At 36.7% G+C, this 17178-nt stretch carries 16 protein-coding genes; 6 read left to right on the top strand and 10 right to left on the bottom strand.

All coding sequences use genetic code 11. The features are described from left to right. Positions 1-87: 87 nt before the first annotated feature. Positions 88-1524 carry a PLP-dependent aminotransferase family protein gene (locus N824_RS07450; protein ID WP_048904483.1) on the top strand — a complete coding sequence of 479 codons (1437 nt, stop codon included), beginning with the start codon at positions 88-90 and terminating at the stop codon, positions 1522-1524. 3 nt (positions 1525-1527) lie between these two features. Here the strand turns inward: N824_RS07450 and N824_RS07445 are convergent, their stop codons facing one another. The 8 genes from N824_RS07445 to N824_RS07410 all read right to left on the bottom strand — a co-directional run bounded on the left by N824_RS07445 (position 1528) and on the right by N824_RS07410 (position 10606). Next, positions 1528-2295 (bottom strand): LytTR family DNA-binding domain-containing protein, encoded by a 768-nt coding sequence (locus tag N824_RS07445; RefSeq protein ID WP_048904482.1) that lies wholly within the window; start codon positions 2293-2295, stop codon positions 1528-1530. Continuing rightward, positions 2276-3379: a sensor histidine kinase gene (locus N824_RS07440; RefSeq protein WP_235207019.1), complete on the bottom strand. Its 1104-nt coding sequence runs from the start codon at positions 3377-3379 to the stop codon at positions 2276-2278. Before N824_RS07440 ends, N824_RS07445 begins: the two co-directional genes overlap by 20 nt. Before the next feature lie 31 nt (positions 3380-3410). Then, a complete protein-coding gene (locus N824_RS07435) occupies positions 3411-4394 on the bottom strand; it encodes an NAD-dependent epimerase/dehydratase family protein (protein WP_084498222.1) in 984 nt (327 codons plus the stop codon). Positions 4395-4408: 14 nt separating this feature from the next. Then, on the bottom strand, positions 4409-5203 hold the full coding sequence (locus tag N824_RS07430; protein WP_048904479.1) for an SDR family oxidoreductase: 795 nt from the start codon (positions 5201-5203) through the stop codon (positions 4409-4411). Further along, entirely contained in the window at positions 5190-5663 is a 474-nt protein-coding gene (locus N824_RS07425; RefSeq protein WP_048904478.1) for a hypothetical protein, read from the bottom strand. The genes N824_RS07430 and N824_RS07425 overlap by 14 nt, the downstream gene beginning before the upstream one ends. Before the next feature lie 101 nt (positions 5664-5764). Next, the gene (locus N824_RS07420) at positions 5765-6610 is read right to left on the bottom strand and encodes a ThuA domain-containing protein (RefSeq protein ID WP_200869831.1); all 846 of its coding nucleotides are present in this window, start codon (positions 6608-6610) and stop codon (positions 5765-5767) included. 98 nt (positions 6611-6708) lie between these two features. After that, positions 6709-6891: a hypothetical protein gene (locus tag N824_RS07415; protein ID WP_152542009.1), complete on the bottom strand. Its 183-nt coding sequence runs from the start codon at positions 6889-6891 to the stop codon at positions 6709-6711. Positions 6892-7345: 454 nt separating this feature from the next. After that, positions 7346-10606 (bottom strand): TonB-dependent receptor, encoded by a 3261-nt coding sequence (locus N824_RS07410; RefSeq protein ID WP_161662272.1) that lies wholly within the window; start codon positions 10604-10606, stop codon positions 7346-7348. A 325-nt stretch (positions 10607-10931) separates the two neighbouring features. Here N824_RS07410 and lpdA point away from each other — a divergent pair, with 325 nt between their 5' ends. The 3 genes from lpdA (at position 10932) to N824_RS07395 (ending at position 13657) form a co-directional block, all read left to right on the top strand. Next, complete coding sequence (lpdA, locus tag N824_RS07405; RefSeq protein ID WP_048904475.1) at positions 10932-12320, top strand: dihydrolipoyl dehydrogenase; 1389 nt, start codon at positions 10932-10934, stop codon at positions 12318-12320. A gap of 67 nt (positions 12321-12387) precedes the next feature. Beyond that, positions 12388-13236 (top strand): MBL fold metallo-hydrolase, encoded by an 849-nt coding sequence (locus tag N824_RS07400; RefSeq protein WP_048904474.1) that lies wholly within the window; start codon positions 12388-12390, stop codon positions 13234-13236. Between the two features lie 91 nt (positions 13237-13327). Beyond that, entirely contained in the window at positions 13328-13657 is a 330-nt protein-coding gene (locus tag N824_RS07395; RefSeq protein ID WP_048904473.1) for a YegP family protein, read from the top strand. 203 nt (positions 13658-13860) lie between these two features. Here N824_RS07395 and N824_RS07390 read toward each other — a convergent pair whose 3' ends face one another. Then, the gene (locus tag N824_RS07390; protein WP_048904472.1) at positions 13861-14064 is read right to left on the bottom strand and encodes a helix-turn-helix transcriptional regulator; all 204 of its coding nucleotides are present in this window, start codon (positions 14062-14064) and stop codon (positions 13861-13863) included. A gap of 363 nt (positions 14065-14427) precedes the next feature. Between N824_RS07390 and N824_RS07385 the strand changes: the two genes are divergently transcribed. Together N824_RS07385 and N824_RS07380 are read left to right on the top strand one after the other, a co-directional pair. Then, positions 14428-15288 carry an RNA polymerase sigma factor RpoD/SigA gene (locus N824_RS07385; RefSeq protein ID WP_008242129.1) on the top strand — a complete coding sequence of 287 codons (861 nt, stop codon included), beginning with the start codon at positions 14428-14430 and terminating at the stop codon, positions 15286-15288. Positions 15289-15375: 87 nt separating this feature from the next. After that, a complete protein-coding gene (locus N824_RS07380; protein WP_048904471.1) occupies positions 15376-16818 on the top strand; it encodes a glyceraldehyde-3-phosphate dehydrogenase in 1443 nt (480 codons plus the stop codon). Here the strand turns inward: N824_RS07380 and N824_RS07375 are convergent. Beyond that, positions 16815-17081, bottom strand: coding sequence for a hypothetical protein (locus N824_RS07375; protein ID WP_048904470.1), 267 nt, complete (start codon positions 17079-17081; stop codon positions 16815-16817). The two genes, N824_RS07380 and N824_RS07375, sit on opposite strands and share 4 nt — an antisense overlap. Positions 17082-17178: the final 97 nt, after the last annotated feature.

The raw sequence follows: 17178 nt of genomic DNA, 5'->3' as shown, positions 1-17178 counted from the left end.
CTATTAAAATAATAACACAAAATTCAACAATATAATTACACCAACACAGATACAATTTTATTAAATTTGACCAATACAGTTTAAACTATGGAATTAAAGCAAGCCCACAGATCAGAGCCTTACTTATACCTTCAAATAGCCGCGCGCATTGAAAAACAAATTATGAATGAGGTGTTAAAGGCAGGTGATAAGCTCCCGTCCGTCAGAATGCTCTGCAGAGAACTGGGTCATAATATGAGTACCGTTACACAGGCTTATTATGAATTGGAAAGCAGATCGCTTATTGAAACAAGACCAAGATCAGGGTATTATGTTTGCGTACCTCCTAAAAAACGTTTAGCTGTACCGGAAACAAGTAATCCCTCCACCGGGCCAGGCCTCCATAGCCAGGATGATCTGATTATGCGGGTTCATCAAGATAGTACAAATCCAAAAATAACACTGCTTTCGTTGGGGGTACCCCATAAAAGCCTCCTCCCTATTGCAAAATTAAACAAGGGGATGATACAAGCCATGAGAACCCTTGATAGCAGCGGTACAGCTTACGACCATGCGCAAGGAAATGATAAGCTCAGACGAGAAGTTGCCAAATGGTCTCTTTCATGGGGTGGCGATCTGGATGATACAGATATTATAACTACCGCCGGCTGTATGAATGCCCTTGCTTATTGTTTGTTGGCCTTAACTAAACCCGGTGATACTATAGCCATTGAAAGCCCTGCTTATTTTGGCATCCTTCAACTTACGCAAACCTTGGGGTTAAATGTTCTGGAGCTGCCTACAAACGCAACTACAGGAATAGAACTTGAGGCCTTAAAAAAAGCACTTGCAACAAACAAAATCAAGGTTTGCCTGCTGGTTAGCAACTTTAATAACCCTTGTGGCTCTTCTATGCCTGCCGAGCATAAAAAAGAGGTGGTTAAATTACTGGAGCACTTTAACGTGCCTTTAATTGAAGATGATCTTTATGGCGACCTTTATTTTGGGACCAACCGCCCCACTACCTGCAAAACATACGACGAGAGTGGTTTGGTTCTTTATTGCAATTCCGTATCAAAAACACTTGCCCCAGGCTACAGAGTAGGCTGGGTTGCACCCGGAAAGTTTAAAGATCAGGTAATGAGGCTAAAATTAAGCCACGCGCTTTCTTCTACAACAATCACATCAGAAGTAGTTGCAGATTTCCTAAAGAATGGACGATATGAGAACCATCTAAGAAAAATACGCCAGGTACTTTATAACAACAGCCTGAAATACAGTAGCGCAATAGCCAACTATTTCCCTGAAAGCACACGGGTAAGCAGGCCAGAAGGCGGATACTTTTTATGGGTGGAACTAGACAAAGACGTGAATACGCTAGACTTATATGAACGTGCCATAAAACACAACATAAGTATTGCCCCAGGCAGAATGTTTAGTTTAAAACAACAGTTTGATAACTGTTTAAGATTAAGCTTTGGACTTCAATGGAGCGACGAAGTAGAAAAGAAAATCAAGCTGTTGGGATTATTAATTAATAAGTAGAAATCAGGAAGAAATGGTTTGGCCCTCCAACCAGGCCTTAAAACCGTTTACCCTTTCCCTGCTTATAATTGCCTCAACATCAACAGCGGGCGATAGCTGCAAAATAAATCTGCTATTATAATAGGTAGTAATTTTTTTTATCGCATCTATATGAATAATCAGTTTCCTATTGATCCTGAAAAACAGATTCTTATCAAGTAGTTTCTCAATCTGATCTAAAGAATAATCCAACGGGATCTTTTGATCAGTCATTGTAGTGGCCCAGGTTAACCCATCAGCAAAGTGAATATGGGCAATATCCTTAGCCTTCACATAAATAAGCTGATTGTTAATTTTACCTATAAAACGCGTGTTCTCGCGCTTAGAAAACTCTTCTGCAATTTTAGAAATGTTAACTCCGGAGTTTGCCGGAAGCTTAAAATATTCATACTTCTCTATTGCCCGCTTAAGGTCTTTTACATCAATTGGCTTCATCAAATAATCAACACTATAAACCTTAAATGCCTGTAAAGCAAAACTGTCGTACGCCGTTGTAAAAACAATAGGAATTTGAACATCCCTCCTTTCAAAAAGTTCAAAGCAATTACCATCCGACAGCTGAATGTCCATAAATATCAAATCAGCAGTATTATCCTGATTATCGAACCATTTAATCCCATCCTCTACAGATTCGATAATGGCTACTACATCAATCACAGGCAAACATTTTTGCAGCAGCTGAATCAACCTTTCGGCATTATGCCTTTCATCCTCAAATATTATAATCTTCATAACTATGTATTATTGGTACACGTACTGTAAATGTATTATCTGTTTCGGTTATGGTAATTCTTTTATCACTAGTTAACTCATACCTTTTACTGATGTTATCCAAACCAACGCCAATAGAATTCTGAACACTTGCGCGTTTTCTCAAATCGTTTGCAATAATAAGATATTCACCTTCATCTTTAATACAAATGCGCAGAGGGTCATTGGCCGAAAAACGGTTGTGTTTAACTGCATTTTCGACCAGCATCTGTAAAGTTGCCGGTGGTACCATACCAGTGCCCTGCACCGCTTCACTAATATTTATATGAAACTCTATACTGTTCTGATGCCTTATCCTGATCAGGAAAGAATAAGATTCTAAAAACTCCAGCTCTGTTTTAATGGTTACCAGATTTTCAAATTTCTTATCCAGTATGTACCTGTAACTCTTAGCCAATTGTGTAATATACTCGGCCGATAAATCCGGACTTTTATACACCAGATTGGTAAGCACACTTAGTGAGTTAAAGAAAAAATGAGGATCTATCTGGCTCTTCAGCACATCGTACTTAGCCTGAATATTCTCACGCATAAGCCGTTCTGCATTCAATTGCGATTCCTTCCAGTTCTTGTAATAAAGAACCACGCCATTGTAAGCAAGTATTAAAAGGTAGAAGATGAAAGTACCAAAATTCAGATCATAGCTAAAAGCCACAAAATGGTCCCAGGCTTCATATTGTTTAAATAATACAATATCAAATACAGAATAGCATAGCCCAAACAAATAAGCTATAAGCAGACCATACAACAAAAGGCTTATGCACAACAACAGTAGTTTGGAAGAAACACTTTTATTAAAAACATTCCTTTCTATATATTTCGAGAGCCTGGCTGCACCCTCCCATGAAATTAAGCCAAAAATGATATACATTAAACTAAAAACCTGCCCCCTTAACAAGAAGGAACCAACCTCGTGCGGAAACGTAAGATCAAAAGATTTAAATATCAGGCTAAAAACGTACAGCACTAAGACCCTTAAGCCGTATTTAAAATATTTGTTTTGAAAAATCTGTTCAATTTTGGCCGGATTCATCCTTATCAGCATTATTAAAAAACCAATCAACATAGTAATAAGCTCAACAGTAATTATTTTCTTTGAACCATGTTAATGCACTACCTATGGCCTTATCTATTGGCGTGTATTTTACCAATAGCTCCCGTTCAGATTTTTTGCCCGAATAGTAGTTGTATAAACACAACATATAGGCCGAAGAATACGTCAGCTTACCCGATGTTTTGCTAAATACTCCAACCAATGTACCCATTATTCCTATCATTTTTAAAATGAATCGAGGTATACGTACCATGGCAGGGTCCTGTCCGGCTACCTCATTCAGTAATTTAAAGAACTCTTTATAAGTCAAATTTTCTCCGGCTAACAAGTAGCAATCGCCTATTTTCCCTATCTCCAATGCATTTGCAATACCTGTGCATACATCATTAATATGTACAAAATTTTTACCCCCTGGTGGATAAAAAACCAACCGTTTATTTATACCATGCAGTATGATTTTGCCCGAACTGGGTTTTACATCAAATTGCCCGATCATAAATGTTGGATTTACAATTATTGCCTGAAGGTTTTTACGTTCAACCTGTTCCAAAACATATTGCTGAGCAATGTATTTACTGTTGATATAGCCTGAATTAACATGGAGCAGTGTAAAGGAGTTCAATTCATTTGCAGGCTTAATTTTATTACCCGGTCCGATAGTGTTTGCAGTACTAATGTGGATGAGCTTTTTAACATTATATTCCAGGCAAGCATTAACTACATTTATAGTCCCTCTAATATTAATTAATTCATACTCTTTAAAAGTTATCGCCCATTGTTGGGTTATAGATGCCGTATGCACTACATAATCGCAGCCCTTTACAGCCATAAATACCTCTTCCTGATTACTGATATCCCCATGATAGATTTCGCATGGCACATCAGAAATTACGGTAGCATCCGAACTGCCTCTCATCATCAGCTTAACCTCGTAACCTCTCCTGAACAGTTCACGTGCAACATTAGAGCCTAAAAAGCCATTACCACCGGTTATTAAAACTTTCATTATTCTTTTGGATATTATTTAATTGCAATTTCTTTTTTGACTGCGCGCGATACGATTCTAAGCTTCATCTCCAGGGGTAAAATCCCCATTAGTCTATGATTTATCTTATTCCATAAACCCGGAATAATTACCGCTTTATTAAACATGGTTTGTTTTAGTGCAATGCGAACAATTTCGGCCGTAGTTAACAAACCAATCCGTCCCTTTGTGCCCTGCCCCATTATTCTTATGGATACCCCTGAATTTGTCATTATCGGCCCCGGATAAACCACACTAACCGACAAATTGGTATCGTGCAGTTCCTCTCTTAACCCCAAAGAAAATGAAGAAATAAATGCTTTCGACGCAGGATATACTGTTTTATAAGCTATTGGTGTAAAAGCAGCCATACTGGAAATATTCATGATATGGCTTTTTTGATGTTTTAACAAATGAGGCAATAGCATTTGAGTAATGGAAACCATACTTCTAATGTTAACCTGCAAAATTCTATCCATCGCTTCTAAAGAGCTTTCTGTTATGGAAGCTGTACCACCAATTCCGGCATTGTTAATTAAAAAGTCGACCTCAAAATTTTCTATAATGTAATTCAACCTTTCTATGAGCAATATGCTGTCGGTAATATCAAATTCAAATACTTTAGCCTCTATTTGATATTCAAGTGCGAGGTTTTCGGCAATGGAGGTCATATTGCTTCCCGGAAGGGCAACCATAATAATATTCATTCCCATAGCGGCACATTGAATAGAAAACTCTTTCCCTAAACCTGAACTGGCGCCGGTAATTAATGTATATCTAATGCTTTTCATAGCTATGTTTTTTATTTATCATGCAGTCAAAACTTTTAATGAATTGTTTAATGTTCACGCATAAAAATTCCTGCTCTATATAATTATTAAGCACTATATACTCCTGCTCATTTGCAGGCGAGATTGTTTTTCCGATAATATATTCAAGGAGAAGCATATTGATTTCGTCCAGCTCATCCGTTACCACATAGCCAGATAATAACCTTAATAAACGACTGATCATTAGCAGCTCTATCCATGAACTTTTAAAGCCGTCAGAAACAGTCAGGTTACTTTGAATTGCTTTTTCAATATTCTCTAAAAAATCTACCAACAGATTAGAAACATTGGTATCCTTTAGTTCATAATCAACTATTACCACCGTTATTTTACGCACAGTTTTGTGCATCGAAATCAAATCCGAAGTATCACCAAGAATCCTGACACTTACACCATTTTCAAAAAGACATCCTGTTAACATATCACTATTTGCTTGTTACTTATCTGTACAAAGCTGTAGATCTGTTGAATAGGAAAAGACAAATAATTGATGAAGCGTAGATATTTCGCCTTGAGTTGTACTTATTTATTGCCGAGCCAAAGTAAGCTATTAATGATTAATCTATTTTGAACTTCATTATCAAATGTTAATGACAATTCTTTGTTATGCGGCGGATGTTCATAATCGATATCGTTATGCCCCATATTCATATATATCATTTTATATTGCTTATTTGTCCACACTACAGGATAATAACCGTCATGCCATATTTCATGAGGCTTAGGCCCTGTACCCAAAGGAAAACTGCTGCTATCAATTGATAATATGATTTTAATATTTGGGTTCTTCGTTAAGTCGTTTGTCCACCTGTACCACTCATTTGGGCTCGACTTAAAAGTTTGGGGCAGGGTCTTTGTTGCCGGATGTTTTTTATCTTCGACCCTAAGAACAGCTGAGGTTGGTCGCCAGGTATTGCTTCCATAAGATCCGGAGCCAAGAAATTCATTATGGTACCAATCCCAGTTTTGAGGAAAGTCGGATGGAGTTAGCGCGAAAGCCGAGAAGTGAAAGCCCATCCATGCTCCTCCGTGTTTCATGTAATTTTCAAATGCTTGTCGATGTGTGGGTTTATCAGGTCGTGTATCTAGAAAAATAACTACCTGATATTTGGAAAGGAAGTTTGCGTTTAAATTGTCCCAGTTACTGGTAGAATCATAAGTAAAGTTATGCTGTAGTCCCTTTTTTGGGAACCATTTATTGGCTTCATGAACAAAGCTTATGTGGGCCTGATCGTTTTTAGCAGTATAAAATGCAATCACTTTAAATTTAACATGGTTGTTTTGTGCATTAGCAGCGGAAAAAAGAAAGCAAAACACGCCGCACACAAGCACGCATTTTAGCAGGACTTTGGTAAGTATTCGATTCACAGTCTGGAAACGTTCGTTCTTTCCTTTATTGAAAAGAATTGGCTTATAAATCCAAATTACTAATTTTAATTACAAATAACTATTAGCGTATAATATCCCTAATTGCTTTCTTCAATTTTCTCGAAGAACTGTTTTAATTCGTCAAAAAATATTAGCGTTTTAAGGCGCTCTTCCGTTTCAACCTGAACAGCGGCATGGCCTGCCCATCCACTATACAACTTATCTAGCATCTCATGGATTTCTTCAAAAGAATGTTCATTCAAAAATTCTTTTGTATTCATTTGTAATTTTTCTGATTCTGTAATTTCTAAAGACATTATAGCTCCTCCTAATAATTTACGGATCCCAAGTGTAACTTATTTGTTGTATAACGTAAAAAAAAAGACAAATGGTATGGCTAAATGTCATTTGATTGAAATTTAACTATTAGCCCAAAGTATCTGTTATCTAAAAGCAAAAATTTAAATCATCTGTAAATCATGATGTCAAATATTCTTAGCTTATTTTTTGTTAACGTTCCTGTTTAGTTTGAATAAAATCTTGACAAAATATTAATAGATTAATTATCAGTTTTTTCAACAGATACAAGTATGGTAATTATAAAAAATTGAATTCTAGGTATATTAAATCAGTTCTGAAGGATAATCTACACTCCAACGGGGTTGGGATATAAACTGTTGTTAAACAAAAAAGGCTCCTAAAAACTGGAGCCTTTTTTGTTTATGTTTATAATTCTTAGTTAAAAGAATAACGTACACCAACTTGTACCTGATATCTAGAAGCGATAGAAGTATTGTCTCTAAATGTTTTTGATAAAGTTTTATCAACAGTATATTGTGGTACTCCAGCAGTTGTAGAACGAAGTTGCATGAAATTGTTTAGGTTAGGTACTTTTGTAAGTCCCCAATCTTTATTAAGCAAGTTTCCGAAGTTTACAAAGTCAACAGAGATTTGGAAACGGCTTTTATTTTCTTCTTGCCATTTTGTAAAGAAATCCTGAGTAATTCTTAAGTCAAAACGATTGGTCCATGCATATTCTGCACCGTTACGTTCAGCATACTGTCCTCTTCTTGTACTTAAATATTTATCCTGGCTGATGTAGGCATCTAGCCTTGCCCATTGTGAGTCGGCACTTTCAGCAGCAAAGGTTACATTTCCTCTACTATCTTTAACATCTGTAGTTACAAAATTGATATCGTTTTTATCTTTAGGAACATACATCAAATCGTTACCAGTTCCATTATCATTGTTCAGGTTACCCGATACGATATAAGAAAAACGTGTATCTCCAAAACTATCTCCGTATGGAGAACCTTCATAAATAACACCGACTGAAGTTGGTAATTTAGGAGCTATTTCGAAATTGAAATTCACTGCTGCAACAATCCTGTTTTTAACAACATAACTGCTGTAAGCAAGAATTGGGTTGTTAGGATCGTTAACAATTTGGTTTCCTGTAAAAGCTGAGTTAGCTTGTGAACCTGGTGTAGATGTTACATCGCGTGCGTCGCTATATGTATAGGCAATCATAGCATCTACATATCTGCCAAAGCGTTTCTGCAATTGAGCAGTTAAGTTATAAGCATATCCTTTGTTCGTATTGTCTAACACAATAGCATTAGTAAGGAAGTTATTTATTCTGTTGGCGCTTGAACCAGGGAAAATATCACGGGTATCTCCTGTGCCTGTTAATTTACCTGTTGGGTTAACTAAGTTGGCATCACGGTGATAAATCTCATTTATAGATTTAGTGTAAATACCTTCTAAAGTTGCAAGAATACCTCCAGGGAGTTTAAAATCAGCGGCTAAATTTGAACGCCATACTTGCGGAATTTTGAAATCAGAAGCTGTAGCGTTAATAGCATAGCTCGCTGGAATTCCGGCGTTTGAAGGGATATAAGCTGAAACATTTGAGGTAAATGGACGGTTAGTTGGATTGTTTGTAAACTCATTTCCGAATAAAAGTCCTGTTTGACCAGCCTGGTTAACCAGGTAAACACCCGGCATACCACCTGTAAATATTCCAGATCCACCTCTAAGCTGGAAAGTCTGGTCGCCATTAACATCCCAGTTGAAACCAACACGAGGAGAGATCAAAATCTGTGTTTTAGGTAGTTTACCTACATCAAGTTTTTCACCATCGCGGAATGTAGCACTTACTATAGCCGGATTAGAGGTAATTTCTGAAGTGTAAATTGGAATATCTGCACGTACACCATAAGTTAATTTAAAGTTATCTCTAACAAACCATTCATCTTGTACATAAACAGCTATTGGTGCCATAGATAGCTTAGCTATTGGTCTCGGATCGCCATTAGCTGAATATGTTAATTGGTATAAGCTAGGATTGACAGAGTTGTTACCACCTGCGGCAGCTAAGAAATCAGCAACTGATTTATAACGAAACTGACCATAGACAAACTGCGCAAATCCATTACCATATTTTAAATATTGACCTGAAGCTCCGATTGTGATGTTATGGCTTCCTGCATAGATGTTAAAGTTATCTGTAAATGAATAAACATCCTGATCTAATGTATTTAAACCACTAAATGGCTCAGATCCCAATGAAATGTAGTTAGAACCTGCTCCGTTTTCAATATCAACAACAGGGAAAGGACTTCCATAGATTTCACGATAATCGCGGAAAGCAGAATAACTTACTTGTAAATTGTTCGAGAATCTATTTCCAAATTTAGAGTTTAACTCAGCTGCGATTGATTTGGTATTATTAAAGAAACGATAACGCATGTTTGAGAAAATCGTTGAATTAATGGTAGGACCACGACCACTATTTGAATTTGACGAACTAGGATCAATATCTTTAAATGATTTCAAATAATTATAACGGATAGTTAACTTATTATTTTCATTAATATTCCAATCCAAACGGGCTGTTAAATTATCAGCTTGCTGATCGCTTGAATAGCCTTCGTAAACACCCGGATCATATCCCCATTTAGAGATAAGCAAACTTTTAACAGCATCAAGATCCGATGCCTTAACTTTTGTTACATTACTTCCACCTTGTCCTCTGTCAGCACTTAAAGTTGTTCCCGGAAAAGCTCTTCTTGTGATCTCTCCGTTTATGAAAAAGAATAGTTTGTCTTTTACAATAGGACCTCCGATACGGGCACCAAATATTTTGTTTGTAAAAGCACTTGCTGCAGTTTTAGGAATTTCAGCATCTCCTACTTTATATCCCTGCAAGTTTTGATCTTTGTAGAAAGTATAAACTGATCCAGAGAAATTGTTAGTTCCGCTTTTTGTTACAGCATTTACACTACCTCCGGTAAAACCACCTTGCTTTACATCGTAAGGGGCAATGTTGATCGTGATTTGATCTAACGCATCCAGGGAGATAGGTTGAGCACCTGTTCCTCCTCCTGGCATTGCGGTTAGACCGAATGAGTTATTAAACTGAGAACCATCGATAGTAAAAGAGTTAAACTTGTTGTTACGGCCAGCGAATGAAAACCCATCTCCTTGTGAATTTGATTGAGGAGTAAGTTTGGTTAGATCCGTTACACTTCTGTTAAAGGTAGGTAACTTTTCTAATTGCTCACGAGACACACTTGTTTGTGCTCCTGTACGTGAATTGTTGATGGTTTTGTTTTGATTAGAAACAATGGTGACCTCTGCAAGTGATTGTGATGATTCCTGCAATTTAAAGTCGACCTTAAAGTTCTGCCCTAATCCTAAATTAATGTTTGAATTTTTTGAAGCAGTGTAACCGACCATTGTGGCAGTTACGGTGTAAGGCCCGCCAACATTAATGTTAGCAAAGTTATAACGCCCATCATTTCTGGTAATGGTTTTATAAACAGTTCCTGTTGGACCATGGACTGCTACTACGGTTGCACCTGGCAGTGCCCCTTTGTCATCTGTAACAGTACCGTTCATAGCAGATGTAGTTACTTGTGCATTCACTGCAGAAATAGACCCCACAAATGCCAAAACGATTACTACGATTTTAAATAGTAAAGATTTCTTCATATTGTTTTGTTTTTTTATGAATAACATCAAAAATTGATGATAGCGGCAAATTTAAATATTAATTTAATGCTCACTTTAATTTTCATGTTAAATAATTATTAATAAAGTCAAAACTTTTCAACATTTAACACAGGGGTTAAATATATAACCAACAGTTTATCAGTCAATTGTTTTTATCCGTCGCACTGTCTTTTGTTTTATTAAGGTCATATGTTAACATTCTGTTGAGGTAAATCATTTACTCAAAAATCTTAAAGGAAGTATTAACGAACATTTTTTTTTATTTTTGGGCGTTTACTAAAGTTAAATTCCTTTATAATAAGATATGAACTACGATGTAATTGTAATAGGCAGCGGTCCCGGAGGATACGTAGCTGCAATCAGAGCTTCTCAGTTAGGTTTGAAAACTGCAGTTGTAGAGCGCGAATCCTTAGGCGGGATATGCCTTAATTGGGGCTGTATACCTACTAAAGCATTACTAAAAAGTGCCCAGGTGTTTGAATACATTAACCACGCTTCAGAATATGGTATTAAAACCGCTGAAGCTGAGGCTGATTTTGCAGCAGTCATTAAGCGTAGCCGTGGCGTTGCTGATGGTATGAGCAAAGGGGTTCAGTTCTTAATGAAAAAGAACAAAATTGATGTAATAATGGGTTCAGGTAAAGTTAAACCTGGAAATAAAGTTGAAGTTAAAGCTGCTGATGGTTCTCAAAAAGAATATACTGCAACTAACATTATATTAGCTACAGGCGGAAGATCAAGAGAATTACCTAACTTAAAACAAGATGGTAAAAAAGTAATTGGCTACAGACAAGCTATGGTTTTACCTGAGCAACCAAAATCTATGGTTGTTGTTGGTTCTGGTGCAATAGGTGTTGAATTTGCTTATTTCTACGCTACTTTAGGTACTAAGGTTACCGTTGTCGAGTTTATGGACAATGTTGTTCCTGTTGAAGACGAAGATGTGTCTAAACAATTATTACGCAGCTTTAAAAAAGCAGGTATCGAGGTCATGACCTCTTCAAGTGTTGAATCTGTTGACACCAGTGGTGCTGGTTGCAAAGTACAGGTTAAAACGGCATCAGGTATGCAAACGCTTGAATGTGATATCGTTCTTTCTGCAGCTGGTGTGGTTGCAAACATCGAAAACTTAGGTTTAGAAGAAACCGGCATCAAAACTGAAAAAGGTAAAGTGGTTGTAGATGAATTCTACAATACCTCTGTAAAAGGTTATTACGCTATTGGAGATATCGTTGGCGGACAAGCGCTGGCCCACGTTGCTTCGGCAGAAGGTATTATCTGTGTAGAAAAAATTGCCGGTCACAAACCTGAGCCATTAGACTACAACAATATCCCTGGATGTACTTATTGCAGTCCTGAAATTGCTTCGGTGGGTTACACTGAAAAAGCTGCCAAAGCTGCAGGATATGAATTGAAAATCGGAAAATTCCCATTCTCTGCTTCAGGCAAGGCAAGTGCTGCCGGTGCTAAAGATGGTTTTGTTAAATTAATATTTGATGCTAAATACGGAGAATTGTTAGGCGCTCACATGATTGGTGCGAACGTTACAGAAATGATTGCTGAAATTGTTGTTGCCCGTAAATTGGAGACAACTGGTCATGAAATGATTAAATCTGTTCACCCTCACCCTACTATGAGTGAAGCAATTATGGAAGCTGCTGCCGATGCATATGGAGAAGTAATCCATTTATAGGAATAATTTTTGCATTAACATATTTCGAAAAAGGCCGCAATGCGGCCTTTTTCATTAATTTTAAAATATGAATCTACATACTATAAATACGGGCTTATTTAAACTTGATGGAGGTGCCATGTTTGGTGTGGTACCTAAATCCATCTGGCAAAAAACGACACCACCTGATGTGAATAACATGTGCACCTGGGCAATGAGGTGTTTGTTAATTGAAGACGGTGATAGATTAATATTAATAGATAATGGCATTGGCGATAAACAGGATGAAAAATTTTTAGGCCATTACTATTTGCATGGTGATGATACCTTAGACAAGTCTTTGGCTGCAAAAGGTTTTTCAAGAGACGATATAACGGATGTTTTTTTAACACACCTTCATTTTGATCATTGTGGCGGTTCAATAATGCGTGTTGGCGACAAACTTAGACCAGCATTCAAAAATGCATTCTATTGGAGCAACCAAAAACACTGGGACTGGGCTGTAAATCCAAATGAAAGAGAAAAGGCTTCTTTTTTAAAAGAAAATATTTTACCTATTCAGGACAGTGGTCAACTTAGGTTTATTGAAGATGCTGATGGAGTTCAATTTCATGATGGCATCAACATTCGATTTGCGTACGGGCATACTGACGCAATGATGTTACCCCAAATCAAATATAAGAACAAGACGATTGTTTATATGGCGGACCTGCTTCCTTCTGTTGGACACATCCCCCTACCTTATGTTATGGCATACGACATGTTCCCACTACAAACGTTAAAGGAAAAGAAGTCTTTTTTACAGGAAGCAACAGAAAATGGCTATATCCTTTATCTGGAACATGATGCCGTGAATGAATGCTGTACTTTACAGCAGACAGAAAAAGGCATAAGGCTAGATCAGACTTTTGATTTAAAAAGCATCACTAATCCCTAAACAAAAAAATAATAATTGTTTGGTTTTGTTTAGTTTTTTATAAATTGGATTACTAAAACAGTCTACTTTAAAAACAAATTAAAAAAAGATTATGGGCAAATTTGAAATCACAACAAGAAAGAATGGAGAATTCCAATTCAATTTAAAGGCAGGAAATGGCCAGGTAATTTTAACTAGCGAAGGATATTCAAGTAAAAGCGGATGCACCAACGGAATTGAGTCTGTAAAGAAAAACTCTCAGGATGATGGTAAATACGAGAGAAAAACATCATCCAATGGCAAACCATACTTTAATTTAAAAGCAACCAACGGACAAATTATTGGTAACAGTGAAATATACGAAAGTGTTGCAAGCAGAGATAACGGCATTGAATCGGTTAAAAAAAATGCCCCTGATGCGGAAATTTCAGATTTGACTTAAATATCTATTATATAACTTTTTGCAGGAGCCTGATTGATTTCAATGTTGATCAGGCTCTTGTCTAATACATTTTGCTAAAGCGATCGTCATTCTACTTCGTCATCCTGAAGAACCTAGGATGTCTTGCTTATGTAAATTTGCTCAGAAGCTATTTTGTGACCAAGAGAGATCCCTTATGGTCGAGACGGCGGGCTTCTACAAGATCACCTACGAAACTCCAGTATATCGCCTGGCTGGCAGTTTAGAACATTGCATATCGCATCCATAGTTTCCAATCTGATTGCTTTTGCCTTTCCCGTTTTTAATATAGAAAGGTTAGACATTGTTACCCCTACTCTCATGCTAAGCTCTGTTAAAGACATCTTCCTTTTAGCAAGCATTACGTCTAAGTTTATAATTATTGGCATAATATGATTTAATTATGAGTCACTAATCAATGGAATTAATATTCCCCTATTTTCCCCATTTTTAAAGATGCTAATTATGTTTTATTTCCTGACATCACAAAGACAAACATTTATTTTGGCTTTAGATGGCGTTAATTTTTATTATAAAACACAATATTAATATTGAAAATCAATAATAACACGATGTTTTACAATATAACGACATTCATACTGACAAAAGTATTTTGGAATAATTTTTGCTGCTAAATTATTGTATAATTAATACGTGTAAAGTGTAACGTTTTCAGTAATTTATGTTTTCTAATTGCCTTAAAATTCTTACTTTTGCACGTTCAAACACATAAAGAGTACCAAAGCATATAAATGAGACAACTCAAAATCACGCAATCGATTACCAATCGCGAAAGTCAATCTCTAGACAAATACCTTCACGAAATTGGTAAAGTGGATTTAATTACCGCGGAAGAAGAAGTAATATTAGCAAGAAAAATACGTGAGGGCGATCAGGCTGCGTTAGAACGTTTAACTAAAACCAATTTGCGCTTCGTGGTTTCGGTAGCAAAACAATATCAAAACCAGGGTTTAACTTTAGGAGATTTAATTAACGAAGGAAATCTAGGCTTAATTAAGGCTGCCAAGCGTTTTGATGAGACAAAAGGTTTTAAATTTATCTCATATGCTGTTTGGTGGATTCGTCAGTCTATTTTGCAGGCAATTGCTGAGCAAAGTCGTATAGTACGTTTACCCCTTAACCAGGTTGGATCTTTAAGTAAAATTAGCAAAGCCTTCTCAAAATTAGAGCAGGAATATGAGCGCGAGCCATCTCCGGAAGAATTGGCGGATATACTGGAAACAACTGTTGATAAGATTTCTGACACGTTAAGTAACTCAGGAAGACACGTATCCATGGATGCTCCATTTGTTCAGGGTGAAGAAAATACACTACTAGATGTGTTGGAAAACCATGAACCAAATACAGATAGCAGTCTTATAAACGAATCGCTTTCGGAAGAAATTAAACGTTCATTGTCTACTTTAACAGAAAGAGAACGTGAAATTATTGTTCTTTTCTTTGGATTGAGTACAAATCATCCCCTATCTCTTGAAGAGATTGGAGAGAAGTTCAATTTAACCCGTGAACGTGTACGTCAGATAAAAGATAAAGCACTTCAGCGTTTGCGTCATACGTCACGTAGCAAAATCTTAAAATCTTATTTAGGATAAGAGATTAAAAAATATTTTAAAGTAAAAAAGATCGGGTATGTACCCGATCTTTTTTACTTTTGTGACGTTCTAACCAAATTTAACGGCATGCTAAATAAGTACCAATCGGAGTTTCAAAGCTGGATTGAAAAGGAAAAAAAGGCAATTCAATTAATCAATATTGTAGGACAGCTATGGTTCGATAAATCAATTGAACTGGTACTATTCAGAAAACCTTTGTTTGACATAGGTAGCAGTGCGATACTTTCCTACCATCAATACGCCAAGGAAGTTAGTGGGAAAGACATTAACATTTATGAAACACTGGAATTAGCTAAAACAATAGCAAATAGCAACCTTGCCCCTTCCAGGATTGACATAGGAAGATTAGCTACCGAATGGCTTGAGGATAATAACACCAATATCCAGGATTTCGTAATTGACAAGCTCAACAAACACATCGGTAAAGATAAGATCAACTTAAAACCTAAGGATGTAATATTGTTTGGATTTGGCCGTATTGGGCGCATAGCTGCAAGAGAATTAGTTTTGCAGGCCGGAAAAGGAGAACAATTACGGCTGCGTGCAATCGTAACCCGAGGTCATAGCGACGAAGAGCTCATTAAAAGAGCAGAACTAATGCGCACTGATTCTGTTCATGGCCCATTTAACGGTACTATAATTGAAGATTTTGAAAATCATGCACTTATTATAAATGGACAAACCATTTATTTCGTTGAAGCTGAACAGCCGCAAGACATAGATTATACTGTTTATGGAATTCAGGATGCCCTGCTAATTGACAATACAGGAATTTTTCGTGAACGGGAAGACTTAAGCAGGCACTTACAAGCTAAAGGAATAGCAAAGGTATTACTTACTGCTCCGGCAAAGGGTAATGTACCCAATATTGTAGCAGGGATTAATGATTTAGAGATTGATTTTGCAAAGGAAACCATCTTTTCTAACGCATCGTGCACTACTAATGCCATAGTCCCTGTATTAAAATTAATAGATGATTGTTTTGGAATTGAAAAGGGACATATAGAAACAATACATTCCTACACAAACGATCAAAATCTACTGGATAATTACCATAAAAAATATCGGCGAGGTCGTGCCGCAGCATTAAATCTCGTAATTACCGAAACAGGGGCAGATAGAGCTGTAGCTAAAGTACTTCCTCATTTAGGAGGAAAACTAACAGGAAATGCGGTACGTGTTCCTACACCCAACGTATCCTTAGCCATATTAAATCTGTCACTAAACAAAGTATCATCAAAAGAAGAAATCGGCGAGATATTGAAACAGGCCTCCCTTTTTGGGAATCTGTCCGAACAAATCGAATATTCAATTTCCAATGAATTAGTAAGCACAGACCTCATAGGCAATAGTCATTCGGCTATTATAGATGGACCTGCAACAATTATGGCCAAAGACAACAAATCTGTAGTAATATATGTGTGGTATGACAATGAATATGGTTATACCAGACAGGTTATCCGTCTCGCCAAAAAAGTTGCAGGCGTCGTTAGGCTAACTTATTACTAGAAATCTATATCAATAAGGCTGCTTAGTGGGATATGAACTCCGCTCTTTAATTGAAGGTATCTCTCAGTAACAGACCAAACGGTAGTACTAACTGTTTTTGGTCCTTCTGTAGTGTTAAATGTAATATCCGCTTTTGATTTAAATTCGTTCCCCAGTCGTTGTGCGGAGTTTAACTTATCTCTTAATTCTTCTGTGTGATTCTGATCGGCTGAAACGATTTTACTGATATCTATTGATTCTTTTTCTATTAATTCCCCTAACATAGTATTATGACTTATTCTTACTTAAATATGCATTTAATCTATTTAAATAACAATAGGACATGAAAAGAGTTACAAATATCATTCTATATCTTTACTT

The organism is Pedobacter sp. V48, from assembly GCF_000523515.1.
Taxonomy (GTDB): Bacteria; Bacteroidota; Bacteroidia; order Sphingobacteriales; family Sphingobacteriaceae; genus Pedobacter.
The sequence above is the reverse complement of the archived record's forward strand: the minus strand, read 5'-3'. Positions and strand labels throughout refer to the sequence as shown.

What these genes read in the sequence shown, in the direction of transcription:
- N824_RS07450 (WP_048904483.1), top strand. Translation starts at nt 88, where the DNA reads ATGGAATTAAAGCAAGCCCACAGATCAGAGCCTTACTTATACCTTCAA.
- N824_RS07445 (WP_048904482.1), bottom strand. Translation starts at nt 2,295, where the DNA reads ATGAAGATTATAATATTTGAGGATGAAAGGCATAATGCCGAAAGGTTG.
- N824_RS07440 (WP_235207019.1), bottom strand. Translation starts at nt 3,379, where the DNA reads ATGCTGATAAGGATGAATCCGGCCAAAATTGAACAGATTTTTCAAAAC.
- N824_RS07435 (WP_084498222.1), bottom strand. Translation starts at nt 4,394, where the DNA reads ATGAAAGTTTTAATAACCGGTGGTAATGGCTTTTTAGGCTCTAATGTT.
- N824_RS07430 (WP_048904479.1), bottom strand. Translation starts at nt 5,203, where the DNA reads ATGAAAAGCATTAGATATACATTAATTACCGGCGCCAGTTCAGGTTTA.
- N824_RS07425 (WP_048904478.1), bottom strand. Translation starts at nt 5,663, where the DNA reads ATGTTAACAGGATGTCTTTTTGAAAATGGTGTAAGTGTCAGGATTCTT.
- N824_RS07415 (WP_152542009.1), bottom strand. Translation starts at nt 6,891, where the DNA reads ATGAATACAAAAGAATTTTTGAATGAACATTCTTTTGAAGAAATCCAT.
- N824_RS07410 (WP_161662272.1), bottom strand. Translation starts at nt 10,606, where the DNA reads ATGAAGAAATCTTTACTATTTAAAATCGTAGTAATCGTTTTGGCATTT.
- lpdA (WP_048904475.1), top strand. Translation starts at nt 10,932, where the DNA reads ATGAACTACGATGTAATTGTAATAGGCAGCGGTCCCGGAGGATACGTA.
- N824_RS07400 (WP_048904474.1), top strand. Translation starts at nt 12,388, where the DNA reads ATGAATCTACATACTATAAATACGGGCTTATTTAAACTTGATGGAGGT.
- N824_RS07395 (WP_048904473.1), top strand. Translation starts at nt 13,328, where the DNA reads ATGGGCAAATTTGAAATCACAACAAGAAAGAATGGAGAATTCCAATTC.
- N824_RS07390 (WP_048904472.1), bottom strand. Translation starts at nt 14,064, where the DNA reads ATGCCAATAATTATAAACTTAGACGTAATGCTTGCTAAAAGGAAGATG.
- N824_RS07385 (WP_008242129.1), top strand. Translation starts at nt 14,428, where the DNA reads ATGAGACAACTCAAAATCACGCAATCGATTACCAATCGCGAAAGTCAA.
- N824_RS07380 (WP_048904471.1), top strand. Translation starts at nt 15,376, where the DNA reads ATGCTAAATAAGTACCAATCGGAGTTTCAAAGCTGGATTGAAAAGGAA.
- N824_RS07375 (WP_048904470.1), bottom strand. Translation starts at nt 17,081, where the DNA reads ATGTTAGGGGAATTAATAGAAAAAGAATCAATAGATATCAGTAAAATC.